Origin of the sequence: Desulfovibrio sp. OH1186_COT-070, from assembly GCF_003860215.1 — a bacterium.
Classification (GTDB): Bacteria; Desulfobacterota; Desulfovibrionia; order Desulfovibrionales; family Desulfovibrionaceae; genus Desulfovibrio.
This window is the reverse complement of record NZ_RQYH01000008.1, coordinates 62,566-85,399: the sequence shown is the minus strand read 5'-3', so window position 1 is coordinate 85,399 and position 22,834 is coordinate 62,566. Positions and strand designations below refer to the sequence as shown.

At 58.8% G+C, this 22,834-nt stretch carries 25 protein-coding genes; 6 read left to right on the top strand and 19 right to left on the bottom strand.

All coding sequences use genetic code 11. The features are described 5' to 3' along the window. Window positions 1-65: 65 nt before the first annotated feature. On the bottom strand, window positions 66-1,166 hold the full coding sequence (locus EII23_RS04740; protein ID WP_124792236.1) for a sigma-54-dependent Fis family transcriptional regulator: 1,101 nt from the start codon (window positions 1,164-1,166) through the stop codon (window positions 66-68). 56 nt (window positions 1,167-1,222) lie between these two features. Between EII23_RS04740 and EII23_RS13365 the strand changes: the two genes are divergently transcribed. Together EII23_RS13365 and EII23_RS13360 are read left to right on the top strand one after the other, a co-directional pair. Then, window positions 1,223-2,392 carry a helicase-related protein gene (locus tag EII23_RS13365; RefSeq protein WP_260424598.1) on the top strand — a complete coding sequence of 390 codons (1,170 nt, stop codon included), beginning with the start codon at window positions 1,223-1,225 and terminating at the stop codon, window positions 2,390-2,392. Next, window positions 2,326-3,915: an ATP-dependent helicase C-terminal domain-containing protein gene (locus EII23_RS13360; RefSeq protein ID WP_260424597.1), complete on the top strand. Its 1,590-nt coding sequence runs from the start codon at window positions 2,326-2,328 to the stop codon at window positions 3,913-3,915. Before EII23_RS13365 ends, EII23_RS13360 begins: the two co-directional genes overlap by 67 nt. Before the next feature lie 35 nt (window positions 3,916-3,950). On the opposite strand, the gene EII23_RS04730 is transcribed toward EII23_RS13360, so the two are convergent. Further along, window positions 3,951-4,946: a YheT family hydrolase gene (locus EII23_RS04730; protein ID WP_124792235.1), complete on the bottom strand. Its 996-nt coding sequence runs from the start codon at window positions 4,944-4,946 to the stop codon at window positions 3,951-3,953. On the opposite strand from EII23_RS04730, the gene EII23_RS04725 reads away from it, so the two are divergent. After that, window positions 4,925-6,331, top strand: a complete 1,407-nt coding sequence (locus EII23_RS04725; RefSeq protein WP_260424596.1) for an NAD(P)/FAD-dependent oxidoreductase — start codon at window positions 4,925-4,927, stop codon at window positions 6,329-6,331. The genes EII23_RS04730 and EII23_RS04725 overlap by 22 nt on opposite strands. Window positions 6,332-6,334: 3 nt before the next feature. Here the strand turns inward: EII23_RS04725 and EII23_RS04720 are convergent, their stop codons facing one another. The 12 genes from EII23_RS04720 to EII23_RS04660 form a co-directional block, all read right to left on the bottom strand. Next, a complete protein-coding gene (locus tag EII23_RS04720; protein WP_124792233.1) occupies window positions 6,335-6,538 on the bottom strand; it encodes a dual CXXC motif small (seleno)protein in 204 nt (67 codons plus the stop codon). Window positions 6,539-6,575: 37 nt separating this feature from the next. Then, a complete protein-coding gene (locus EII23_RS04715; RefSeq protein ID WP_124792232.1) occupies window positions 6,576-8,060 on the bottom strand; it encodes a FliI/YscN family ATPase in 1,485 nt (494 codons plus the stop codon). Between the two features lie 33 nt (window positions 8,061-8,093). After that, complete coding sequence (locus tag EII23_RS04710) at window positions 8,094-9,473, bottom strand: FliH/SctL family protein (protein ID WP_124792231.1); 1,380 nt, start codon at window positions 9,471-9,473, stop codon at window positions 8,094-8,096. 43 nt (window positions 9,474-9,516) lie between these two features. After that, on the bottom strand, window positions 9,517-10,512 hold the full coding sequence (fliG, locus tag EII23_RS04705; protein ID WP_124792230.1) for a flagellar motor switch protein FliG: 996 nt from the start codon (window positions 10,510-10,512) through the stop codon (window positions 9,517-9,519). Between the two features lie 107 nt (window positions 10,513-10,619). After that, window positions 10,620-10,823: a hypothetical protein gene (locus EII23_RS04700; protein WP_124792229.1), complete on the bottom strand. Its 204-nt coding sequence runs from the start codon at window positions 10,821-10,823 to the stop codon at window positions 10,620-10,622. Then, a complete protein-coding gene (fliF, locus tag EII23_RS04695; RefSeq protein WP_124792228.1) occupies window positions 10,804-12,441 on the bottom strand; it encodes a flagellar basal-body MS-ring/collar protein FliF in 1,638 nt (545 codons plus the stop codon). The genes EII23_RS04700 and fliF overlap by 20 nt, the downstream gene beginning before the upstream one ends. A gap of 178 nt (window positions 12,442-12,619) precedes the next feature. Then, window positions 12,620-13,066 (bottom strand): flagellar hook-basal body complex protein FliE, encoded by a 447-nt coding sequence (gene fliE, locus EII23_RS04690; protein ID WP_124792227.1) that lies wholly within the window; start codon window positions 13,064-13,066, stop codon window positions 12,620-12,622. Between the two features lie 31 nt (window positions 13,067-13,097). After that, a complete protein-coding gene (gene flgC, locus EII23_RS04685) occupies window positions 13,098-13,535 on the bottom strand; it encodes a flagellar basal body rod protein FlgC (RefSeq protein WP_124792226.1) in 438 nt (145 codons plus the stop codon). A gap of 21 nt (window positions 13,536-13,556) precedes the next feature. Continuing rightward, on the bottom strand, window positions 13,557-13,970 hold the full coding sequence (flgB, locus tag EII23_RS04680; protein ID WP_124792225.1) for a flagellar basal body rod protein FlgB: 414 nt from the start codon (window positions 13,968-13,970) through the stop codon (window positions 13,557-13,559). Window positions 13,971-14,218: 248 nt separating this feature from the next. Further along, window positions 14,219-14,755, bottom strand: coding sequence for an exonuclease domain-containing protein (locus EII23_RS04670; protein WP_260424595.1), 537 nt, complete (start codon window positions 14,753-14,755; stop codon window positions 14,219-14,221). Next, window positions 14,752-15,180, bottom strand: coding sequence for a hypothetical protein (locus EII23_RS04665; RefSeq protein ID WP_124792223.1), 429 nt, complete (start codon window positions 15,178-15,180; stop codon window positions 14,752-14,754). The genes EII23_RS04670 and EII23_RS04665 overlap by 4 nt, the downstream gene beginning before the upstream one ends. 49 nt (window positions 15,181-15,229) lie before the next feature. Then, window positions 15,230-15,709, bottom strand: coding sequence for a thermonuclease family protein (locus EII23_RS04660; RefSeq protein WP_260424594.1), 480 nt, complete (start codon window positions 15,707-15,709; stop codon window positions 15,230-15,232). A 279-nt stretch (window positions 15,710-15,988) separates the two neighbouring features. Here EII23_RS04660 and EII23_RS04655 point away from each other — a divergent pair, with 279 nt between their 5' ends. The 3 genes from EII23_RS04655 to EII23_RS04645 all read left to right on the top strand — a co-directional run bounded on the left by EII23_RS04655 (window position 15,989) and on the right by EII23_RS04645 (window position 18,846). After that, complete coding sequence (locus tag EII23_RS04655) at window positions 15,989-16,408, top strand: rhodanese-like domain-containing protein (protein ID WP_124792222.1); 420 nt, start codon at window positions 15,989-15,991, stop codon at window positions 16,406-16,408. A 219-nt stretch (window positions 16,409-16,627) separates the two neighbouring features. Next, the gene (locus EII23_RS04650; RefSeq protein ID WP_124792221.1) at window positions 16,628-16,903 is read left to right on the top strand and encodes a metal-sensing transcriptional repressor; all 276 of its coding nucleotides are present in this window, start codon (window positions 16,628-16,630) and stop codon (window positions 16,901-16,903) included. An 8-nt stretch (window positions 16,904-16,911) separates the two neighbouring features. Continuing rightward, on the top strand, window positions 16,912-18,846 hold the full coding sequence (locus tag EII23_RS04645) for a cation-translocating P-type ATPase (protein ID WP_221620363.1): 1,935 nt from the start codon (window positions 16,912-16,914) through the stop codon (window positions 18,844-18,846). Between the two features lie 98 nt (window positions 18,847-18,944). Here EII23_RS04645 and EII23_RS04640 read toward each other — a convergent pair whose 3' ends face one another. Genes EII23_RS04640 through EII23_RS04620 form a run of 5 tightly spaced genes read right to left on the bottom strand, consistent with a single transcriptional unit; the run spans window position 18,945 to window position 22,825 of the window. After that, window positions 18,945-19,427, bottom strand: a complete 483-nt coding sequence (locus EII23_RS04640) for a pyridoxamine 5'-phosphate oxidase family protein (RefSeq protein WP_124792220.1) — start codon at window positions 19,425-19,427, stop codon at window positions 18,945-18,947. A gap of 29 nt (window positions 19,428-19,456) precedes the next feature. Further along, a complete protein-coding gene (locus EII23_RS04635) occupies window positions 19,457-20,167 on the bottom strand; it encodes an ABC transporter ATP-binding protein (protein ID WP_124792219.1) in 711 nt (236 codons plus the stop codon). Between the two features lie 2 nt (window positions 20,168-20,169). Continuing rightward, window positions 20,170-20,940 carry an ABC transporter ATP-binding protein gene (locus EII23_RS04630; RefSeq protein ID WP_124792218.1) on the bottom strand — a complete coding sequence of 257 codons (771 nt, stop codon included), beginning with the start codon at window positions 20,938-20,940 and terminating at the stop codon, window positions 20,170-20,172. After that, the gene (locus EII23_RS04625; protein ID WP_124792217.1) at window positions 20,937-21,923 is read right to left on the bottom strand and encodes a branched-chain amino acid ABC transporter permease; all 987 of its coding nucleotides are present in this window, start codon (window positions 21,921-21,923) and stop codon (window positions 20,937-20,939) included. Before EII23_RS04625 ends, EII23_RS04630 begins: the two co-directional genes overlap by 4 nt. Continuing rightward, on the bottom strand, window positions 21,920-22,825 hold the full coding sequence (locus tag EII23_RS04620) for a branched-chain amino acid ABC transporter permease (protein ID WP_124792216.1): 906 nt from the start codon (window positions 22,823-22,825) through the stop codon (window positions 21,920-21,922). Before EII23_RS04620 ends, EII23_RS04625 begins: the two co-directional genes overlap by 4 nt. Window positions 22,826-22,834 lie beyond the last annotated feature (9 nt).

Genomic DNA, 22,834 nt, shown 5'->3' with positions numbered 1-22,834 from the left:
AAATGATCCAATGGACAAGATTTTTGTATTCATACGCCCGCAAAAAAACAGTTTTTGAAAAAAGCCTACATGCCGTCCACTGTGCGCTTTTTGAGCTTTTCAATAAGGGTGGTGCGTTTGATACCCAGCAATTCGGCCGCCTGGTTTTTTACTCCCCCCGCCCTGAGCATGGCCTCGTCAATGAGACGCGCTTCCACCGCATCCAGAAAATCTTTGAGATTTGTCTGCCGCTCTGCCAGAAGATCCAAAGTCGGCCAGGCGAAGCCTCCTGTACCGGGTGCAGGTATGTCCTGCGGCGAGGAAGGCGCCGGAGCGGTAGCAGACGGAGACACGGGGATCGCCGCAGCAAGCGGCGCCAAATCTTCCTTCACTGCCGGCAAAAACTCTATGGTGCCCACGCGTTCAAGGATTTTTGGCGGCAAATCTTCCGGGCGTACGGTATTTCCGTCCACCAGAATGCTCAAGCGCTCCATGAAGTTTTCCAGTTCACGCACATTTCCCGGCCAGTCGTAGGCAATCAGAACACGACTGGCGTCTGTGCTCAACGTGAGGGGAGCGCGGCGTTTTTTGGCGCAAAAAGCGCCGAGAAAGTGCTTGGCCAGCAAAAGGACATCGCCCCCTCTCTGGCGCAGAGGCGGCAAGTGCAGGGGGATGACGTTGAGACGGTAATAGAGGTCTTCCCGAAAACGCCCGGCAGCCACCTCTTCTTCCAGATTCCTGTTGGTTGCGGCTACAATGCGTACGTCCACCTTTTTGCAGCCACTGCCGCCCACGCGCTCTATCTCTTTTTCCTGCAGAACGCGCAATATCTTGACTTGCAGGCTCAAGTCCATTTCGCCGATTTCGTCCAGAAAAATTGTGCCGCCGTCAGCCAGTTCAAAACGTCCGGGGCGGGAGCGGATGGCATGGGTAAAAGCGCCTTTCTCGTGCCCAAACAGCTCGCTTTCCAGCAATTCCTTGGGAATGGCTCCGCAGTTGATGGGCACAAAAGGTTTGCCCGCCCGGGAACTGTTGGCGTGGAGCGCACGCACCAGCAATTCCTTGCCTGTTCCCGATTCGCCGGTTACAAGAACCGTGCTGTCTGTGGGAGCCACCTTTCCGAGAATACGAAAAACATCGGCCAGCGTGGTGCTCTGACCAATGATGCCGCTGGTATCCAACTGCATGGCGCTTTCTTCACCTCCATGACCTTTCCCATGTCAATACACTGACACGCGCCGGATTGCCAGAAAAAAAACGGGCATACCTGCCCTCTTCTGCCATGAAGCCACACGATTTTCTTCCTCCTCTGCCGCCCTGCCCCTTGGACGCAGTGCGCCGTGCAGTGCAGACTTCCCTGTGCCAACAAAAAAATCTTGTGCTCAGCGCGCCTCCGGGCGCGGGAAAAAGCAGTCGCCTGCCCCTGTGGTTGCTCGCAGCTCCCTGGCGCAGGCAGCGCAAAATCCTGCTGCTCGAACCCCGTCGCGTGGTCGCCCGCGCTCTCGCCCGCCACATGGCGGCTCTTTTGGGGGAACAGGCGGGCGAAACCGTGGGTTTTCGTACCCGCGACGAGAGCCGCGTCAGCAGGCAAACATGCGTAGAGGTTGTCACCGAGGGCGTTCTGACCCAGATGCTTCAGGAAAATCCGGAACTGCCCCATGCTGCCTGCGTGCTCTTTGACGAGTTTCACGAACGTTCCCTTGTTGCAGATATGGGGCTGGCGCTCTGTCTGGAAAGTCAGGACGTTTTTCGCCCCGATTTGCGCCTTGTGGTCATGTCCGCCACTCTGGACATGGGCAATGTGAGCAGCTTGTTGGGGGGCTGCCCGGTGCTTGAGGCCAGCGGAAAAAGCTTTCCTGTGGAACTGCGTTACCGGCCCTTGCCGCCGACAAAAAACATCGTTCCGGGGCACGGAGCCAACCCGGCTCTCTGGCGACATATGGCGGATGTGATCGCCGAACTTGTGCGCACGGAAGGCGGCAATCTTCTGGCCTTTTGCCCCGGTGTGAGTGAAATCAGGCAAACAGAAACCCTGCTCCGCCCCCGCCTGCCGGACAATGTGACACTCCACTCCCTCCACGGCAGCCTTCCCGCCGCAGATCAGGACGCCGCCATCGCCCCCGCCCCCACAGGGCATCGCAAGATTGTCCTGGCTACATCCATTGCCGAAACCTCCCTGACCATTGAAGGCATCAGGCTGGTGGTGGACTGCGGCCTGACACGCCTGCCCCGTTTTGATCCGGACAGCGGCCAAACCAGACTGACTACCCAGCGCATCTCCCTGGCCGGAGCGACACAACGCTCTGGACGCGCGGGACGCACCATGCCCGGCCTTTGCTGTCGCTTGTGGGCACAGGAAGAAGAGAGCAGCATGCCCCCCATATCCGACCGGAAATTCTGGATGCCGACCTGACGGATCTGGTGCTGCAACTGGCCGCCTGGGGCACCGCCCCGGAAAATCTGGCTTGGGCAGACCCTCCTGCCGCAGCACGGTTGTCCGCAGCCCGCCGGACCCTCCAGATGCTGGGAGCCCTGGACGGACAGTCGCGCCTGACAGCTGCGGGACATGAAATGGCGGCCCTGCCCATGAATGCCCGTACAGCACGCCTTGTTCTCCAGGCCCGGAAAAACGGGCATGCCGCTCTGGGCTGCTGCCTGGCAGCCCTGCTGGAAGACCGCGACCCCTTTGCCGGAAGTGACAGCAGCTGCCCGGAGGGATGTTTTCCGCCGGACTGCGACATGCGCCTCCGCACAGACTGGCTCTGCCGCGAGCCGGAACAGCCCGAAAATCTGCATCCTGCCCTGCGGCAGCGCCTGCGGCGCCAGGCAGCGCGGCTGGCGCGGCGTATGGAGATACACGGCGATATCTTTCGCGCTGCTGCGCAAAGCGCTGCCCACACGGGTTCACTGTTGGCTCTGGCCTGGCCCGAACATGTGGCAGTGCGCCAGAATACGGCCGGTACGCATGCCCATTTTCTTCTGCGCTCGGGGCGTGCCGCCTTTTTGCCCGTCAGCGACTCGCTGGCGAGGGAAGAGTTTCTGGCCGTGGCCCTGCCCGACGGCGCGGGAGCGCGCAGCCGCATCCGCCTTGCCGCCGCGCTGGACGCAGAATGCCTTGAAGACATTTTCGCGCAAGACATGCAGATACTGGACACTCTGGAAACAACAGATACAGGCCGGATCACTGCCCGGCGTACGCGCCGTCTGGGCGCCCTGCTTCTGGAAGACTCTCCCCTGCCCGCTCCCGCCCCGGAACAATGCGCCGCAGTGCTCTGCGCGCATGTGCGCACGCACGGCCTGGGCTGTCTGCCCTGGAGCGATGCCTGTATCCAATGGAGGGCGCGGGCGATGCTGCTGCACCAGCTGGATCCCGGTATCTGGCCCGATATCAGTGACGCGGCATTGCTGGAAAGTCTGGAAGAGTGGCTTGGCCCGGAACTTCATGGCTGTCTGCGCCTTGACGAGATCACGCCGGAACGCGTCTTGGCCTGCATGCAGATGCGCCTTCCCCATCCTCTCCGCCTCCGACTGGAAGAGCAGGCTCCTTCCCACTGGCGCGTCCCTTCAGGGAGCATGCGCCCCATTGTGTACGGAGAAGACGGCGGCCCCTGGCTGGCCGTAAAGCTGCAAGAAATGTTCGGCTGCCGGGAAACACCCCGTATCGCCAACGGGCGCGTGGCACTGGCGGTGCGCCTTTTGTCCCCGGCAGGCCGCCCCCTTCAGATTACCAGAGACCTCGCCCACTTCTGGCGCGTTGGTTACCCTGCTGTCCGCGCGGAAATGCGCGGACGCTACCCCAAACATCCCTGGCCGGAAGATCCCTTGTCGGCTTTGCCCACGGGCCTGACACAAAAAAAGCTTGCAGCGCACAGCCCGGCGCAAACACAGTCCTGCCGGATCGGGCACAGCCAAGCGGGGCGCAAAAACAAAAACTGAGGTGCAGAACGAATCTGCGAAGGCCCCCCTGCACTTCAAAAAACGCCCTGCCCGGACAGCATACGCACGAAATCCCGCGCACGCCGCTCGCTGTAGTACATGCCGCTCCCGTGCACAAACCCCACATGTCCGCCCTGCGGGGGTACCTCCAGAAACAGGGACGGCGATTTTTGAGCGGCTTCCCAAGGAAAGCAGGACGGCGCGCAAAAAGGATCGTCCTCTGCCATAAGCAGATAGACGGGCACAGGCATCTGATCAAGATATTTCAAGGAGCCGCATTGCTCCCAATAATCGCGGGCCGAAGAAAAACCGTGCAGCGGCGCTGTAAAGCGTCCGTCAAACTCCGCAAATGTCCGTATGTCTTCCAGTCCCGCCGCCGGAGGAAAATCCGGGAATATGGCCGCCTTTGACCGTATCTTGGCCCGCAGGGTACGCAAGAAATACCACATGTACACACGGCAGGAGGGGCCGTCCATGACCGGAGCCGAAGCCGCCAGATCGCACGGAACAGACACGGCCACTGCGGCTTTGACCAAGCCGGGAACAGGCTCCCGCCCCAGTCGGCAAAGGATCTGGTTGCCGCCCATGCTGAATCCCACCAGCAGCAAGGGGCGGTCAAAACCTTGCGCGTAGCGTAGTACTGTATCCAGATCTTCCGTTTCACCCATATGGTAGAGTCGCGGCGTGCGGTTGGCTTCCCCCGAGCAGAAGCGCATGTTCCAGGCCAGAACGTCAAAACCTTCCTCCAGCAGGACGCGGGCCATGCCCAGCACATACTTGCGGCGGCTGTTGCCTTCCAGACCGTGCGAAATCACGGCAATGGCACGGCCTTGCCCGAAACCTTGCCCCCCAAAAGCCCCGGCGGCATGAAGGTCCATATCCAGAAAATCGCCGTCCGGCGTATCTATGCGCACCCTTTGCGCATTTGCCGGGAGTACGGGGTGGGGACGAAACAGAACCGGCCACAGAGTATTGGCATGGCCATTGGCGACAAACCAGGGCGCACGGTATGAAGAAGAAAGAACAGGCATATCGCCTCCGGGTATGCTGGGGACAAGCCTGCGGCGGCAGACGCCCGTCATCCATTCGTTGCTTCAAGAACGCTGTTGGCAGAGGCCATGACCTCGTATACCCTGCCCTCATGCACAAACCGGAACGATATTTCCCCACAGCCGCCCGCCTGTCAAACAGGAGGCTCCATACTGCGCCCGGAGCATGCAGCAACACCGATGTGTTGGTGCTGGGCGCGGGTGCATCGGGGCTGATGTGTGCGCGCGAAGCCGCCGGGCAGGGCCTGAGCGTGGTTGTTCTGGAGGCCGGAGCTTCCCCTGGCCGCAAGCTGGCAATCAGCGGCGGCGGCAGAGCCAACTTCAGCAACCGCGAGATTTCGGAGGATCATTTTCGCTCTGACGGTGCGCGCGGGGCAGCGTTTTGTGTACCAGCCCTGCGGGCCTTTACCCCAGAGCATATGCTGCGTCTGCTACGGCAATGGAACCTGCCCTTTGAAGAGCGAACCCACGGCCAGCTTTTTTTGACAGTTCCCGCACAAAGGCTGGCGGGAGCCCTGAGCAATGACTGCCGCCGATATGGCGCGCGCATTGTTTGCAGGGCGGTGGTTGATACCGTGCAGGTAATGGCGGACGGAACTTTTCTCGCTACAGGCCAAGCGGGTCAGTGGCGGGCACAGGCTCTGGTGCTGGCCCTGGGCAGCCCCGCCTGCCCTCAGGCAGGTGGCAGCGCTGCTGGCTACCGCCTTGCCCAGAGCCTGGGGCACGGCATTGTTCCCCCGCGTCCCGCCCTGACCCCTCTGCTGCTGGCTCCGGACTCCCCGTTGCCTGCCCTGACCGGCATCAGCCTTCCGGCACGCATCAGTATCGGCAACCGCTTCTGGGAAGATTCTCTGCTTCTGACCCACTGCGGTTTGAGTGGGCCTCTTGCCCTCAAGGCTTCCCTGTATTGGCAAAAAGACAAGGAGATTACGATGGATTTTCTTCCGGGACGGGACGTACGCAGCCTGTTTGCTGCACCACAGGCAGGCGGACAGACTCCCCGCTCCCTGCTGGCGCGCCATTTGCCGCAACGTCTCGTGGACAGCCTGCTGCCACCGGATACGGCGCGACGCAAAATTGCAGAGCTTGCGCGCAGCATGCGGCAGGCCCTGGCAGAAAGCATACACTGCCATCGGCTGCGCCCTGTGGGCACGGCCGGATTCAAAAAAGCCGAAGTTTGTACAGGAGGCGTCACAACAGATGAAATCGACCCCCACAGTATGGGCAGCCTGATCTGTCCCAGACTCTTTGTCATTGGCGAATTGCTTGACGTGACCGGTTTGCTGGGAGGCTACAATCTGCACTGGGCATGGGCCAGTGGAGTGATGGCGGGCAGGAGCCTGCTCCAAAAAGATACGCACGAATAGTCGTCAAATTCTGTCGCAGTACACATTTTCCAGAAAATTTTCCATGGCGGCATCGGCCTTGTGGATAAACTGCTGCAGAGGATACTTGGCCCGGCAGGCCGGACAACGCAGAAAAACCTCGTGGCAGGAACGGGCAATATGCAAAGCCTGCGCACACGACGGACAAGACAGAGTCGTTTCAACATCCCTGGCTGCAAAAAAAGCCATACAACCTCCTTTGTGCTGCAAAACAGGCCAGCGCGCGTCAAAAATCCGGCGATGGCATCTCTCCGGCAGCCGGATCAGGCGGTGCTCCCGCAGTGTCTTCCCCGGCCAAGGCGCGCATCTGGGCCATGCACTGCGCCACAGGCTGCCTGTCTCCTACATCCTGCTGCAAAAAGGCGTTGATGGCAGGCATGGCGGCAATGGCTGCATCAATCTCCGGATTGGAGCCTCTGGCATAGGCCCCGATATTGACCATGTCTTCCACCCGCCGGAAAACGCTCATGTGCCTGGTGAGCACACGCCCCGCCAGAACATCCTGTCGCTCGCAAATATCGGTGCGCAAGCGGCTGATGGAGCGCAGCACGTCAATGGCCGGAAAGTGCCCCTGGTCAGCCAGTTCGCGTGTGAGCACAATGTGCCCGTCCAGAATGGAGCGCACGGCATCGGCCACCGGCTCGTTGAAGTCGTCGCCGTCCACCAGCACAGTATAGATGCCTGTGATCGTCCCACGGGAAGAGCGCCCCGCCCTTTCCAGAAGCTTGGGCAGCTGGGCGAAAACAGAAGGCGTATACCCCTTGGTGGTGGGAGGCTCGCCCACTGCCAGCCCGACTTCACGGGATGCCATGGCAAAACGGGTAACAGAGTCCATCATCAGGAGGACGTCCAGCCCCTTGTCCCGGAAATATTCTGCCACCGATGTGGCGGCATAGGCCGCGCGCATCCGCACCAGCGGCGACTGATCCGAAGTGGCGATAACCAGCACGGAACGCGCCATACCTTCCGGCCCCAGATCCCGCTCCATAAATTCCAGCACCTCGCGCCCCCGCTCGCCGATAAGCGCAATGACGTTGACATCGGCGCAGGTGTATCTGGCCATCATGCCCATCAGCGTGGACTTGCCCACACCCGATCCAGCCATGATGCCCACGCGCTGCCCCTTGCCTAGGGTCAGGAGACTGTTGACGGAACGTACGCCCACATCCAGAATATCTTTGATGCGGGGACGTTGCAGGGGCGTGGGAGGAGACGTATAGAGAGGGGCCAGTTCTGCGGGCCAATGCGTACGCGCCTCGGAAACCCAGGAAGGCTCATGCTCCCGGTGGGCATCAATCTCCCGGAAACCCTCCCCGGAAGTTTGGGACGCGAGAGGAGCAAGGCAGAGATCCGCACTCACCGGCGGGCCGCCGTCCAGCGGCGCGCCGAAGGCGTCAAGGGCCCGTCCAAGAAGCTCCGGCCCCACGGGAAAAACCGGCGGGAGGCTGGTATTGCGGATGCGGCTGCCGGGGCAGATACCCCGCATATCACCATAGGGCATGAACAGCAGGTTCCCTTCGCGAAAGCCCACCACCTCGGCTGCAATGGCCTCCTCATCTTCATCGGGCAACAGGTGGCAGACAGCCCCCAGAGGCGCGCGCATGCCGCTGCCTTCGGCCACAAGGCCCACCACCTTGTTTACCTTGCCATAAAGACGGACAGGATTTCCGCTTCGCAAGAGTGCCGCGCATGCCTGGGGATCCAGCTTCATGGGGCAACCTGCCAAAAGGGGATAGCCCGGGGCTCAGTTGCGGTTTTTTTCGTCCGCATCGTCCAGAAATCCTCCGCGACTGAACACCTGTTTTGCCTTTTCCTCTGATGTATGGACATCATTGCCTGTCACGGGAAAAAGCTCTTCTTCAAGTTCGGCCAAACTGGGATTGGCATTGTCCGGCGCGTCCGCGCTCCGCTCTTCGCGTGGCAGCCGCAATTCGGGCGTGGCGTCTTCCGGACAGGCAGCTTCCGGCATTTCACGCTCCGCTTCCGCAAGTTCCGGCTCCGCATCTTCCGTGCCCGGCCCGTCTTCCGGCGACAAAAAGGCCTCGTCCAAAGGCCCAGCCTGCTCCTCCCCCGCATTTGTTGCGGGCAAGGCGGCATCTTCATGACTTTTTTCTTCAGGCAGGGCATCAAGCTCCGCTTCAAGAACCTCTTTTTTCTCAGCTTCCTGTTCCGGCACAGAGAGAGGGGGCAACATCTCCGCCATGCGCCGCGCTTCGCGCTCCACAATGACGCTCACCTCTTCAGCACGCCTCCCGTCTTCATCGCGCGGAGGAAGAGTCAGAAAATTCAAAATATTGTCTACCATCTCCCGGTAGTTTTTTCTGCGGCAGTCCACGCTGCCGCTGCCGCTCTCGGCCAGTATGCTGCCCCGCTCCAGCGATGCGTCGCCCGTGACGACCCACTGCCTGAGATCGGGAGCGCTTTCACGGGCGATCAAAAAAAGCTCGCCCACAAAGGCTTCGTCTTCGGGATGCACGCGAACTGTGACCACAGCCCGGTCTTCCAAACGCTTCAGGGAGTCAAGCACCAGATGGCGCAGAATGCGCTCGTGCTCTGCTTCCAGAGTCCAGCCTGTGCCCGCCTCCACTGCGGCGCGCGTCAAATCCGCCAGTTCTTCACGCCATGTGGCGGCCAGGGATTCACGCTGCGCCTCCAAACCGCGCAACACCTCCCCCAGAGATATGCCCATCTCCGTGCGCAAAGCCTTCAGTTCCACGGCAGCTTTTTCCATGCCGACCGCAAACCCTTCATCGTGGGCGGCATTGCGAACGCTGCACGCCTCTTCCCGCAGGGCCTCGGCACGGGCAAGCTCTGCCTGGGCGCTCTCCAGAGCATCCTGGCTCCGGGCTTTCATGGCTTCGGACTCGACAGTCATATTCCGGCAAAGGACACGCGCCTCCTTCGCGGCTTCATCCAGTACCCGTTGCCGTTCGGCATAGGCTGCGCCCAGGATTTCGCGAGCGCGTTCCTCGGCCTTGGCGCGTACCCGCGCCAGATAATCTTCCTGTTGCCTGTGGCGCATACGCTCGCGCAACAGGGGTTCCTGCATGGCTTCAAGCTCTTGCGCGGTGGCCTCGCGCTCCCCCATGAAAACAGTGCTCCACTTTCTCTGCTCTTCAGCCATGACCGCATCCCCACATCACAGGGCATCCGCGCCGCGCTTTTCGCTACACAAAAACATCGCCTGTGCCGCGGCTGATTGCCAGCTTCCCCTCGCCTTCCAGACGGCGCACGATCTTGACGATATTCTGCTGAGCCTCTTCCACATCCGCAAGCTTTGTCGGCCCCATGAATTCCAGTTCTTCGCGAACCATGTTGCCTGCGCGTTCCGACATGTTCTTGAAAAACTTTTCCTTGAGCTCGTCACTGGCTCCCCGCAGGGCCAGCGTAAGGTCTTCATTGGAGATTTCCTTGAGCATTTCGCGCACGCCGCGGTCATCAATATTCTTGCAGTCTTCAAACACAAACATGAGGTTGCGGATATCTTCGGCAAGCTGCGCGGAATCTTCCTCGATTTCCGACAGGACTTCTTCTTCCGTGGCGCGATCCACGGCATTCAAAATTTCGGCTACAGACTGCACGCCCCCCACCTTCTTGCCTTCCTTGCCGCCCATGGCAATGAGCTGACTGGTGAGCACCCGGTCCACCTCCAGCAGCATGTCTTCGGGCACAGCCTCCAGACGCGCCAGACGCATGATCACTTCTGCGCGTACGCCCGCAGGCAGGCTTGTCAAAAGGCTGGCAGCCTGATCAGGATGCAGATGCCCAAGAATGAGCGCCAAGGTCTGGGGATGCTCGTTGCGCAATACCTGTGACAACACGCGCGGACTGACCTGATCCAGTTCACGAAAAGGCGCGGACCCTGTCTCCAGGCTCAAGGAATCCATGATATATTTGGCGGTTTCCGGATCCACATTCTTGACCAGCAGGCGTTTCAGAATGTCGCTGCCGCCGGAAATCATGTCCACCCCTTCCACAAGGGATTCATGAAACTCGCGCAGCACTTCTTCCACCGTTTCGCGAGGAACGGATTCCAACTCCACAATAGTTCTGGAAATTTCGGCGATTTCCTGCCTGTTCATGCGCTTGAACACGTCCGCTGTAAATCTGTCGCCCATGGCGAGCAAGAGTACGGCTATGCGCTGTTTGCCGGTCAACGCCATTTGTCCACTCCTTCACATATCTTCCGGACTGCGTTTTCTGCGCTCCGGACATCCTGCACAGCCCTGCTCCGGGCAGCGATCCCATACACGATAACGTTCTGCTGCCCCTACTCTTTTTCGGTCAGCCAGCGTTTGATCAGGCGCACGGCGCGATCCATATGGACTTCTGTTATGCGAAACAGGCGCACCTTGAGGTCTTCTATCCTCTGGTTGGTTTCCTTTTGGGCAAGGCGCGCTGCCCGGCGCTGCGCCGCAAAAGAGGTGTCCTCACCGTCAGAAATCCCAGGAGGGCTACGCCTTGGCAGTTTCATCGCCTTTCATCCAGCCGCGCACCACCATGACAACCTGTTCCATATGATTGTCGGAAAGGCTGAAAATGTGCGCTTTCAGAGCTTCAATATCCTTGAACAGCATTTCGTCGTCTTCTTCCTGCGTTTCTTCTTCGCCCTTGGCCGCTTCTTCCAGGGCTTCATACAGGGCAATCTGCTCTTCCGCTGCGGGAAGCCCCTCAAGACCCTCCACCATTTCTCCGGCTTCGACCTTGGGGCGGATAAGTGCCAGAACCACGGGCCGCACCACAAGCATCAGGAACAGGAAGGCCAGCAGCGCATTGAGCAGGGGCTTGCCCAGACGCTCCGCGTAATCGGCCAGCATGCCGGCGAAGTTGGGATCCTGGGGCGGCTCCGAATCCGCAAAGGGAGCGGAACTGACCTCCAGAGCATCGCCGCGCTCCTTGTCCAGACCAACGGCGTTGCTCACCAACTGACGCACACGCTCCAGCTCTTCGTCCTTGCGGGGCACGAAAGTCCAGATGCCCTCGGCCTTTTCATACGTGCCATCAATGAGAACTGCAACTGTCAGCCGGCGCAAATCTCCCACATTGGAAACGATCTGCTGCTCTTCCTTGTTGATTTCATAGTTGGTGGTGCGCGTTTCCCGGCTGCCGTTCTGATCCGACACAGAGCCGGTGATGCCGTCGCCACGGTAGTTCACGTCGGGCGACCCGGCTTCGAGATTGGCGCGCCCCTGCTGGGTTTCCTCGCTGCGCTGCTCACTGCGCACCACGGTTTTTTCCGGGTCAAAAAATTCGCGCCTGATGGTCTTCTGGCTGAAGTCCATGTCCGCATTGACCTTGGCAATGACACGGCCAGGCCCAAAAATGGGCTGGAGCATTTCTTCGATGCGGCGCTCGAGATTGCGCTGAACCTGGCTGCGGTACTCCATCTGGGTGGTGCTGATGCCGGCAAGGCTGTCTTCCTCCGGCTGGTACAGCACCTTGCCGCCGTTGTCGGTGATGGAAATATGCTTCTTGTCCAGCCCTTCCACCGACATGAGCATCATGTTCAGGACGGCAGTGATTTCTTTCTGATCCGGCTTGACGCTGGGGCGCTTGAGCTTGAGCACAACAGAGGCCGAAGGGGAAAGACGCTCCTCCACAAACAGGCTGCGGCGCGGAATGACCAGATGTACACGGGCGCTATCCACGCTGGGAAATTCGCTGATGGTGCGGGCCAGCTCTCCCTGAAGAGCGCGCGTGTAGTTGATTTTTTGCACAAAGTCCGTCTGGCCCACCTTTACCTTGTCAAAAATCTCAAAACCTATGCCCTGACCCACAAGGGCACCTTCGCCCGCGATCTTGATGCGCTGATCGTACACGACCTCGTGGGGAACCATGATCGTGGCTCCGCCGTCCACCAGCCGGTACTGCACCTTGTCCGCCTGCAGCGCCTTGATGACGACGCTGGCGTCTTCCGGCCCCAGGTTGGAGTACAGTACCCTGTATTCCGGTTTGTTGAGCCAAAGCGAAAGACCGATAACCGTTGCCAGCAATGCCACTGCCCCACCTGCGGCCAGAGCACGCTGCACAATGCTCATTCCGGCCCAAAGTTCCTTGATAGTAGTGATGATGCGTGCAAGAAATTCGGGCATACGGTCGCTCCTGATATCTTTGTGGCGGTTTTTCGACATGATGCTGCTGAAGGATAGCAATTGTCATGCCACCCGAACTTCCCGCAAAAACAGGTACGCAGCCAATGGTACATGCTTCCGGCAGCACAAAAACGCACCACGCCAAGCATGGTGCGACGAAAAAGAAGACAAACCGGTATCAGAACTGGAGGCGAGAAATTTCCTTGTACGCTTCCAGAACCTTGCCGCGCACGGCTGTGGTAAGCTTCATGGCCAGACTGGATTTTTGCATGCTGATCATGAGTTCATGCACATTCTGATTGCGGCCGGAGGCAAAATCGGTCACTGCCCTGTTTTTTGCAGCGTCAAGAGAATTGACCTTGTGCAGGGAATTTTTCACGGTGTCGGTAAAACTGTTTTCGGACATGACCGGAATGCGCCGATGATCAGGGTAGGTGATAAAATCGGCCTGCGCACCGAAATTTTCTCCGCGATCCACCGTGTCGCGCAACAGGCTCTGATCCAGCGTCTTGGCAAACAGCGTCTTGCCGCTGACGGGCATTCCTTCCTGCAGGGAGCCCTGCACCTTCTTGAAGTGCTGCAGGGCTTCGGTATAGGCCCGCATACCCGTTGCCTGAATGCTCATACTGCCTCCTCTCCCGGCCGCTGCCAGCCGCCTATCTGCCGATTTCCAACGCCTTGACGTACATGCCCTTGAGAGCTTCCACAGTGGTCACGTTGGCCTCATAATTGCGCTGGGCCGTCATGAGATTGGCCATTTCCTCCACCACATTGATGTCCGGATAGAGAACGTATCCTTCTTCATTGGCATCAGGATGGCCTGGCTCATAAACCCTTTTGAAGGGACGGGTATCCATGGTCACTGCCATGACCCGAACACCCTGCACAGCCCGATCCAGTTCCGACCGCATGTGGATGGAAAAAGGATCATCCACATCCGCAGTTTGCTGCAATACGCTGCGCCGACGGTACGGGCCCCCCTGCGGAGTACGCGTGGTCTTGGCATTGGCCAGGTTCATGGAAATGGTGTTGATGCGTGTGCGGTCCGCCGAAAGGCCGGACGCGCTGATGTCAAATGCTGTCATGAAATCCATGACGCCCTCCACAGGCAGGCGCTAGGCCTGCTTTCCTTCCTGAATGACCGTGTTCAAGCCTTCGAAGGATTTGGTCATGACCTGAGTCAAGGCCGTATACTGTAACTGGTTTTTGGCGTGGCGGGCCATTTCCTTGTCAATATTGACCCTGTCTTCCCCGTGGATCATGCGCGGCTTCAGTTCCTTTGACCAGTCAGGGCCAAAACCTTCCGGATCAAAAACCGTGGGCATGTGCGCCCTGTCCGTCCTGCTCACCTCGCCACGAGCGTCCAAGCCAAGCGCAGCCTGAAGATCTTTCTCAAAGGTCAGTTCGCGCGGCTTGTAGTGCGGTGTTTCCACGTTGGCTATATTGCCGGAAATGACATTCTGGCGCTGCAACTGCATGTCCATGACCTTGCCCACAAGGCCTATCTGCATGTTGAACATACTTTTCATGGGCCACCTCCGCATTTGCACAGAGAAATTTTTTTATGGAAAGCAAAATTTGTTCCAAGCAAAAATACACAATAAAAACAGCTTAATAAAAACAAAAAAATTCTCTGCTCTTCTGACCGCCGGTTTGTTGACAGAAAGGCAGAGTGTCGGAAAAGGCGGCGGGACGGAGAAACAATCTTCGCCCGCACGTAAGGAAGTGCCGTATGCGGGGATTTGGATTTAACCGGTACAGGAAGCGCGAAAAAGGATCATATACGCATCTGGGCGTCAGAAACCCCCAGAGAGCGCAGGCGCAGGTATACCTCGGCGCAGGCTGCGGCGTCAGATCCGGCATGGTGGTGGTTGAGGGCAATGCCAAAATGCCCGCAGACTGCGGAGAGTTTTTTGGACGGCAGGGGAAGGCTGCGCCGTGCGCCCCGAAGCGTACAGAGAAAGGGAAGGTCAATCAGCGGCTTACGGAAGCTGGTGCAGCAACCACGGAGCACTCGCCGGTCAAAGCTGGCGTTGTGGGCCAGCAGAACATCCGTGTCGTGCAAAAAGCCGGCAATGGCCGGATATGCCTGAGCAAAGGTAGGGGCATCCTGAAGCATGGCCCAGGTCAGGCCGTGAACTTCTGTAAACAGCACTTTGGAAGAAGGCGGGCGGAGCAGACTGTAAAAGACTTCACTCACTCCCCCCTTGTCAATGCGGGCCATCCCCACCGCGCAGGCGCTGTGGGCCGCGTGACCGGAAGTTTCAAAATCAATGGCCACGCAACGGAGGGCCACCGGGGGCGAAGGGCTCACGCCTTTTCGCTTTCCGCGCTGGCCGCGGCCTCGGCCAGACGTGCGCCGATATATGTGCGCATGGAAGCGTCATCACCGTCCAGATTGAAACAGCGTGCGTCCTCGCCCAAAAGCCCCTCGGGCACAAAATCGCCCAGTTCTTCAGGGTCCGTCACCATATCGTTGTAAAAACATACGGAAAGCCAGCGGCTTTGCGGATCATCGTCCACAACGTCCACCAAGGCAAAAAGCTCGCGGCGGGACTGGGCGGAATGGCTGGCGCGCAAAGAGTAGCTCACTCTCGGCCGCGCCTTGAAACTGAAATGCACATTGTCCTGTGCCGAGAGAAAGGCCAGAAACTCGGTAAAGGCATCCTTGGCCTGCAAAGGATCCTCACGCCAGTTGGCGAGAAAGTCCTGCATTTTTTCAAGGCCGACAATATTCATGTCTCCTCCAGCGCCTGCGGCGCATTTGAGGTTTGTGCAAAAAGGCGGTTCACTTGCCCCACTGCCACGGCGGCGTACCGATATTCAATCCCCAGATACCCAGCCTTTCCCGAATGGCCTGGTGCTCCTGAATATGCCAGCGGCGGCAGAAAATGGCCTTGCATGTCTGACGATCCACCCAAGCCAACCCCTCCATGACCAGAAGGTGGTTGAGCGAAGTTCCCTTGAGCTGCACCAAGGCACTGACATAGCCCGACATGGCTTTGCCCACTGGCTCCACGGCAATTTCCGTGCCGGGCGGAATAAGCTGGAGCAGGCGCTCTCGGGCTTCGCGGCCATAGGGCTGCCGCAGGCCGGGTACCTGAATACCATAAAAAACAAGAACAACTCCCGATCCGCCGCCCCAACCCTTTCTGCTCACAGTAAGGGTATTGCCGTCTTCGATCCGCTGCACAACTCCATCCCAAGCCAGAGCTTCGGTGCAGAAAAAACAACAGACCAACAGGACAAAACACTTGCTGAAAGCCATTCCAGCTCCTGCCCGACACAAATTCGACAAGGGACGAATGCTTTTCAAATGTGCCCACACCGTCATGCCTTGTCAAGAACGGCACCAAAAGAGGCATTCATCTTTGTGATGATTTTTCAAAAAAATTGTTTTTAATTTCATATAGTTGAAGTATAGATTTCATTGAAAGCGTGAAACTCTCACGCAAAAGGCATGCGGGCTGTAGCGGAAGCTTCTGTTTGACGGCCCCCTTTCTCCGGCGTACTGTTTTGTTCACTCATTTCCCAAAGGAGTCCCGCCATGTGGCAAAAAATACTGAGTGTCATTCTTGTCGGCCTGATACTTCTTTTGCCGGGCACAGGTTTTGGCAGGCAGGAAAGCACCCCGGCAACATACACCAAACTGTCCGCCTCTCAGGCCAAAGCCGTCATGGACAGAGGCGAGCCATATCTGCTGCTTGATGTACGGACAGAAGCGGAATTTCGGGAGCGGCATATACCGGGGGCAATGCTTCTTCCTCATGCGGAATTGAAAGAACGCGCCGCCACAGAACTGCCGGACAAAAATGCCCTGATCCTTCTCTACTGCCGTAGCGGCCGCAGAAGCGCGGCAGCAGCCCACGAGCTTGTCCGCATGGGGTACACGCAGGTGTATGATTTTGGCGGCATCAACGACTGGCCCTATGAAATAGCCACAGGGACGGGGAACAGAAAGCCGTAGCCCTCGCACAGAAAAACTTTTCTGCCGATCGGCATGGAGAAGTGCCCGTAAATTATAGATGCATATAGTTGACGCGGGCAGTGCTTTTCCTGCGCAACCATCCGCCGCCGGAGCAGAGAATTTTTTCTGAGAAAGCGGAAAAAATTTCGTTGTGTTTGGTTGATTTCATTTTTTTTTCGCAATACCCTATACGGGTATATCGTACAAAGGGGAGATAACATGCGCCAATGTATGGATGTGGAGGCGGTGGTCGCCCGCCTGAAAAAAATTGAAGGGCAAATCCGGGGAATCATGAATATGGTGCAGAACGATGTACCGTGTGAAGACATTCTTGTTCAAATAGGCGCGGCAAAATCTGCTTTGCACAAAACCGGGCAGGTCATTCTGGAAGGGCATCTCCACCACTGTGTCCTGGATGGGATTGCCAGTGGGGATTCCGGAAAAACCATCAAAAAACTGGTCAGAGCGCTGGAACAGTTTTCACGCCTGACATAGGAGCACCAATGACGGATGCGATAAAAACCTTTTTTGCCAATGAAGAAAAAAGGCATCTTCTACTCACAGGCATCGGCGGGATTTCTCTGGTTTTCAGTTTTTTCGATCTGCGGGGAATGTTTGATCCGGCTTGGGTAGCCGTTATTCTTTGCGGCTTTCCCATCCTCAGGGGGGCCATCACCGCCCTTGTGACCAGCTTTGACATCAAGGCGGACGTGCTTGTGGCCCTGGCCTTGGTCGCGGCGGTCTGCATTGGAGAAATTTTCGCCGCAGGCGAAGTGGCCTTTATCATGTCTCTCGGTTCCCTGCTTGAAGAGCGCACCGTGCGCAAGGCCCGCGAAGGCATTGAAAAACTGGCGGGCATGACGCCCCGTACGGCCCGTGTTTTGTGCGCAGGGGAAGAAAAAATCATCCCCGCAGACGACGTCAGAGTCGGTGACGTACTACGGGTGCTCCCCGGTGAAGCCATTGCTGTGGACGGGGTGGTGATTTCGGGGCGAACTGCCGTTGACCAGTCGCTCATGACCGGCGAATCCCTGCCTGTGGACAAGGATGTCAATGATGCCGTTTTCAGCGGAACGGTAAACCAGTTGGGCGCTTTTGACATGCGGGCCGTCAAGGTGGGCGGCGACAGCTCCCTCCAGCGCATGATCCGCCTTGTGGAGTCCGCCGATGCCTCCAAAACACCCATTGTGCGCATCATGGACCGGTGGGCCACATGGATTGTCATTGCCGCCCTGCTGACGGCCATTGGAACCTGGCTCTGTACAGGGGAAATCATCAGAGCCGTGACAATTCTGGTTGTGTTTTGCCCTTGTGCCCTTGTACTATCAACACCCACAGCCATTATGGCGGGCGTCGGCAACGCCACACGGTTCGGCGTTCTTATCGCTTCGGGCGATGCACTGGAGCGGCTGGCCAAGATAAACCATGTGGCTTTTGACAAAACAGGCACCCTGACCCACGGCAAACCGGAGGTCGTGGCCGTCCGCTCCTTCTCGCCCTCCCTGACCGATACCGGCGTGCTTGCCCTCGCCGCCTCCATTGAGCAGCGTTCCGAACATCCGTTGGGCCGCGCTATCGTGGCCCATGCCAAAAGCCTGGGAATAATCCCGCAGGATGCGGGACAGTGCACGGCCATCCCCGGCAGGGGCGTGGTTCTGGAAGCAAACGGAAAGCGGGCTTACGGCGGCACCCTGCAACTCATGCGGGACAACGGCATGGAGGCAGATGAAAAAATCGAAGCGGCTATGGAACAGTATGCGGCCGTTGGCAGCACAGTGATCCATATCGGAACGGACAATGCCATTGCCGGAATCATAGCTCTTGCAGACACTCCGCGCCCGGACGCCGGTAAAACCGTCAACCTGCTTCATGCGGAAGGGGTGGAAACCATCCTGCTCACCGGAGACAACGCTCAGGCCGCCCGTCATATCGCCAAAACCGCGGGTATACGGCATGTCAGGGCCGAACTGTTGCCGGAAGACAAGGTTCGCATCATCACGAGCGAATTGCAGGCTTCAGCCTCCGACAGAGTCTGCATGGTCGGCGACGGCATCAACGACGCCCCGGCGCTCAAGGCGGCTCATGTCGGCATTGCTCTGGGCGGCGTGGGAAGCGACATTGCCGTGGACGCCGCCGATGCCGTTCTGGTACACGACGACATACAACGTCTGCCGCAGGTGATCGTGCTGGCGCGAAAAACTGCGGCCACCATCAAGACCAACATCTGCATGTCCATGTTTCTGAATTTCGTAACTGTGGCGCTCGCCGCCGCGGGCATGATGGGACCTGTTTCCGGAGCTTTGGCGCACAACGCGGGTGCTCTGCTTATCGCACTGAACTCGGCGCGCCTGCTGGGCTGGAAGTACAATCCCCGCGAAAAAACGCACGCCGTGCAAGCCAGTGCTCCGCAACGCCTGCTGGCGGAACGGCAAGAGTGATCTCCAGCCGCTGGCCGATGTCGCCGCCCCGCATATGGCCTGCGTTTTTCGCCGGTCAAGGGGGTGCGCGGCACGGCACAGCAGTACGGCGAGTGCTGCTACGCGGGCCTGCGCTTGGCCTTGCCGGTCATTTTCTTGATGCTGACAGCGTAGACAGCCGTGCGGGACAGAGAGGCGGCAATGCTTCCGGGAGCCTTGTCCATGTGCTCCGGCAGATATTTGCGGGCCAGAGCCAGCAAAGCCTCGGTCTTGATGGCTTCATTGCAAATTTCTTCTGCGGTTCCGAAAACCACCACGCTCTCATACCATGTGGTGAAATCCTTGTAATAGACGGGCTGGTTATCGCCCACAACCGTCAGGGAGCAGCGGGGATTGTCTTTCAGGTTCTCGATCTTGTGTCCCTGGTGGGCACAGTGGAACCAGATTTTTCCTTCCCAAAACACGTAGGAAAGCGGCACTGCATAGGGTTGCTCCTGATCGTCTGTCGTCGCCAGAACGCAGTAGCGTCCCGACTCCAGAAGTCCAAGACATTCATCAGCCCCTATGGCGCGGTCCTTGCGACGCACGGGATGTTCACGCATGATTTTTCTCCAAATGCCGCCCTGTTGCCCTATCCGCCGAGATAGGCTTCCCGGATGCTGGCATCGGCCAACAGGCGATGGGCCTGATCTTCCATCACCACGCGCCCCACTTCCAGCACATAGCCCCGGCTGGCCAGCCTGAGCGCAGCACGGGCGTTCTGCTCCACCAGCAGCACGGTGACGCCCTTCTGGTTGATGGCGCGCACTGTTTCAAAAATGGAGCGCACCAGCAACGGCGCCAGTCCCAGAGAAGGCTCGTCCAGCAGCAGAAGACGCGGTTCGGCCATGAGCGCGCGGCCAATGGCCAGCATCTGCTGCTCTCCGCCGGACAGTGTACCCGCCAGTTGGGATTTGCGTTCCTCCAGGCGCGGAAAAAGATCAAATATCCATTGCAGCGTGCGCGCACTGCGGGTTTTGTCGGCAATACAGAAGGCCCCCAGGCGCAGATTTTCCAGCACGCTCATGGTTCCGAACACCCGCCGCCCTTCGGGTGACTGGGCAATGCCCAAGCTTACCACCTTGTGGCTGGGAAGGCGCAGAAGATCCTGCCCGTCAAAAAGCACGGATCCGGCGCAGGGGCGCACCAGCCCGCTGACGGAAAGAAGAGTGGTGCTTTTGCCCGCGCCGTTGGCGCCCAGAATGGTGACAATTTCACCTTCCTCCACGCGCAGATCAATGCCGTGCAGCACTTCCACATTGCCGTAGCGCACCACGATGTTTGACAGTTGCAGCAGAGCCATGCTCACCACTTCTCGTTGTCGGCGCCCAGATAGGCTTCAATGACCGCAGGGTTGTTGCGCACATCGGACGGGCTTCCCTGGGCGATGAGATTGCCGTGTTCAAGGACCACAAGTTTCTCGCAGATTTTCATCACCAGGCGCATATCGTGCTCAATGAGCAGCACAGTGACCCCGCGGTCCCGGATGGCGCGGATGGTATGCACAAGGGCAGCGGTTTCCTGATCGTTCATGCCGCCCGCAGGTTCGTCCAGAATGATCAGACGCGGATCAGAAGCCAGAGCGCGCGCAATTTCCAGAAGTCTCTGGTTGCCGTAGGAAAGACTCCCCGCCGGTTCGGCATGGCTGCCGTCCAGCCCCACAAAGTGCAGTTCTTCCATGCAACGGGCCACGGCCGCCTGCTCCTCCCGGCGCATGCTGGCGGTGTGCAGCATGCATGCAAGCAGCCCCGCCCGCATGCGGCAATGGCGTCCGGCAAGAACATTTTCCAGCACGGGCAGGCGGTTGAAGAGCCTGATGGTCTGGAAAGTACGCGCAATGCCCAGTTCCACCACGCGGTGCGGGCGCAGCCCCACAATATCGCGCCCGCCAAAAAATATCTGCCCGCTTTCAGGGCGATAATTTCCGGTAATGCAGTTGAAAACCGTTGTCTTGCCCGCTCCGTTGGGGCCGATAAGGCCTACGATACTGCCCTCTTCCACACTGAAGCTCAGGCCGTTGAGCGCGATAAGCCCACCGAATATCTTGCTCACATCCTCCAGACGCAACAGGCTCATGCCGCCCCTCCGCAGGCGTCCGCGCGCCCGCTTTTCTCCGCTTCCGGGGCAATGCGGTAGCGGCGGATGCGGGGCGGCAGCAGCCCTTGCGGCCGCCAGACCATCATGACCATCATGGCCAGACCAAAGAGCATCATGCGCGCGTCATGAAATTCGCGCAGAAGTTCCGGAAGGCCGATGAACAAAAAAGCGCTGACCAGAACCCCCAACTGGCTGCCGCCGGAAAGAACCACCACGGCAAAAATAATGACGGACTCCATGAAATTGAAGGATTCCGGAGCAATGGTCACCATTTTTGCCGCATACAGCGTGCCTGCCATGCCTGCCCAGAATGCCCCCAGAACAAAAGCCATGAGCTTGTGTTGCGTGACGTTGACTCCGCAGCCTTCAGCGGCCACGTCGTCCTCCTTGATGTAGTTCAGGGCGCGCCCGAAGCGCGAACGCCAGAGGCAGTGGAACAGCAAAAGGCTCACGGCCACCATGCCCCAGACCAGATAGAAAAAATGGACGCCTCTGACAATCCGGAAGCCGAAAAACTGCGGACGGCTGATGCCAAAAATGCCGTTGGCCCCGCCCGTCAGCCCGAAAACATCGTTGATGAGGGCAATGCGTACGATCTCCACAATGCCGATGGTCACAATGAGCAGATAGTCCCCGCGCAGATGAATGATGGGGCGCGCCACCAGCAGGGCAAAAAAAGCCGCTGCCGCGCCCGCCAGGGGCATGGTCCAGAAAATGGGCCATTGGCAGAGCGTGTTGAGGATGGCTGTGGTATACGCGCCCACGGCAAAAAAGGCCGCATGCCCCATGTGAAAGATGCCCGCCTGCCCCAGAATGACGTTGAGAGAAAGAGCCAGCAGGGCATAGAGGCCGATGCTGACGCAAACATCCAGCCAGTAGGCGTTGCAGACCAGGGGCAACAGGCACAGCCCCAAACCCAGAGCGCAGATACTGAAAAAGGGACGGGACAAAAGGCGAATCATAGCTTGTCCGCCGTGCGCTCGCCCAAAATGCCTGTGGGGCGGATAATCAGGATGAGAATGAGCACCAGAAAGGCTATGGCGTCCTTCCAGGCTATGGCGATATATCCCGCAGCCAGAGCCTCGATGACGCCCAGCAGAAAGCCTCCCAGCATGGCTCCCGGAATGTTGCCGATCCCTCCCAGAATTGCTGCGGTAAAGGCCTTGAGGCCGTAAGACCAGCCCATGGTGAAATCAATCTGCCCGTAATAGATGCCCACCATCAGGCCGGCCGCACCTCCCAGGCCCGGACCAATGAGAAAAACCAGCGCAATGATGCGGTCCACATTGATGCCCATAAGCTGTGCCGCGCCGGGGTCAATGGCTACCGCACGGATGGCCGCTCCGGTGCGCGTGCGCTGGATAAAGGCCGAAAGCCCCAGCATGAGCAGTACGCTGGCAGCAATCACCAGCAGGCGTACGCCGGGCACGTCCAGCCCCAACATGCGGACGGTAAAATCGGGGCGCAGGTAATCCGGGTAGACGTAAAAACGCGCTCCGTAAATGAGCATGACCGCATTCTGAAAAAAGATGGATGCCCCCAACGCCGAAACCACAGCCGAAAGTCGGCCTGCCTGACGCAAGGGGCGGTAGGCCGTGCGTTCCAGCAAAAAACCGATGAGGGCCACCAGCAGGGCAACCATGAGAAAAACAAGCCCGACAGCCCCAAAAGGGTGCAGCGTGCCGGCCAGTTTGCAACTGACCAGCAGCGTCAAGCCCAGATAGGCTCCGATGGTGAACAAATCGCCGTGGGCAAAGTTGATGAGTTTCAGCACACCATAGACCATGGTGTAGCCCAAGGCTACCAAGGCGTAGATCCCGCCCACGGCCAGACCGTTCACAAGCTGTTGGAGAAACTGTTCCATAGTGCTGTC

Excerpts from the sequence above, each read along its gene's own strand:
- EII23_RS04740 (WP_124792236.1), bottom strand. The coding sequence starts at position 1,166 with ATGCAGTTGGATACCAGCGGCATCATTGGTCAGAGCACCACGCTGGCC.
- EII23_RS04725 (WP_260424596.1), top strand. The coding sequence starts at position 4,925 with ATGAAGAAGAAAGAACAGGCATATCGCCTCCGGGTATGCTGGGGACAA.
- EII23_RS04730 (WP_124792235.1), bottom strand. The coding sequence starts at position 4,946 with ATGCCTGTTCTTTCTTCTTCATACCGTGCGCCCTGGTTTGTCGCCAAT.
- EII23_RS04720 (WP_124792233.1), bottom strand. The coding sequence starts at position 6,538 with ATGGCTTTTTTTGCAGCCAGGGATGTTGAAACGACTCTGTCTTGTCCG.
- EII23_RS04715 (WP_124792232.1), bottom strand. The coding sequence starts at position 8,060 with ATGAAGCTGGATCCCCAGGCATGCGCGGCACTCTTGCGAAGCGGAAAT.
- EII23_RS04710 (WP_124792231.1), bottom strand. The coding sequence starts at position 9,473 with ATGGCTGAAGAGCAGAGAAAGTGGAGCACTGTTTTCATGGGGGAGCGC.
- fliG (WP_124792230.1), bottom strand. The coding sequence starts at position 10,512 with ATGGCGTTGACCGGCAAACAGCGCATAGCCGTACTCTTGCTCGCCATG.
- EII23_RS04700 (WP_124792229.1), bottom strand. The coding sequence starts at position 10,823 with ATGAAACTGCCAAGGCGTAGCCCTCCTGGGATTTCTGACGGTGAGGAC.
- fliF (WP_124792228.1), bottom strand. The coding sequence starts at position 12,441 with ATGCCCGAATTTCTTGCACGCATCATCACTACTATCAAGGAACTTTGG.
- fliE (WP_124792227.1), bottom strand. The coding sequence starts at position 13,066 with ATGAGCATTCAGGCAACGGGTATGCGGGCCTATACCGAAGCCCTGCAG.
- flgC (WP_124792226.1), bottom strand. The coding sequence starts at position 13,535 with ATGGATTTCATGACAGCATTTGACATCAGCGCGTCCGGCCTTTCGGCG.
- flgB (WP_124792225.1), bottom strand. The coding sequence starts at position 13,970 with ATGAAAAGTATGTTCAACATGCAGATAGGCCTTGTGGGCAAGGTCATG.
- EII23_RS04665 (WP_124792223.1), bottom strand. The coding sequence starts at position 15,180 with ATGAATATTGTCGGCCTTGAAAAAATGCAGGACTTTCTCGCCAACTGG.
- EII23_RS04660 (WP_260424594.1), bottom strand. The coding sequence starts at position 15,709 with ATGGCTTTCAGCAAGTGTTTTGTCCTGTTGGTCTGTTGTTTTTTCTGC.
- EII23_RS04655 (WP_124792222.1), top strand. The coding sequence starts at position 15,989 with ATGTGGCAAAAAATACTGAGTGTCATTCTTGTCGGCCTGATACTTCTT.
- EII23_RS04650 (WP_124792221.1), top strand. The coding sequence starts at position 16,628 with ATGCGCCAATGTATGGATGTGGAGGCGGTGGTCGCCCGCCTGAAAAAA.
- EII23_RS04645 (WP_221620363.1), top strand. The coding sequence starts at position 16,912 with ATGACGGATGCGATAAAAACCTTTTTTGCCAATGAAGAAAAAAGGCAT.
- EII23_RS04640 (WP_124792220.1), bottom strand. The coding sequence starts at position 19,427 with ATGCGTGAACATCCCGTGCGTCGCAAGGACCGCGCCATAGGGGCTGAT.
- EII23_RS04635 (WP_124792219.1), bottom strand. The coding sequence starts at position 20,167 with ATGGCTCTGCTGCAACTGTCAAACATCGTGGTGCGCTACGGCAATGTG.
- EII23_RS04630 (WP_124792218.1), bottom strand. The coding sequence starts at position 20,940 with ATGAGCCTGTTGCGTCTGGAGGATGTGAGCAAGATATTCGGTGGGCTT.
- EII23_RS04625 (WP_124792217.1), bottom strand. The coding sequence starts at position 21,923 with ATGATTCGCCTTTTGTCCCGTCCCTTTTTCAGTATCTGCGCTCTGGGT.
- EII23_RS04620 (WP_124792216.1), bottom strand. The coding sequence starts at position 22,825 with ATGGAACAGTTTCTCCAACAGCTTGTGAACGGTCTGGCCGTGGGCGGG.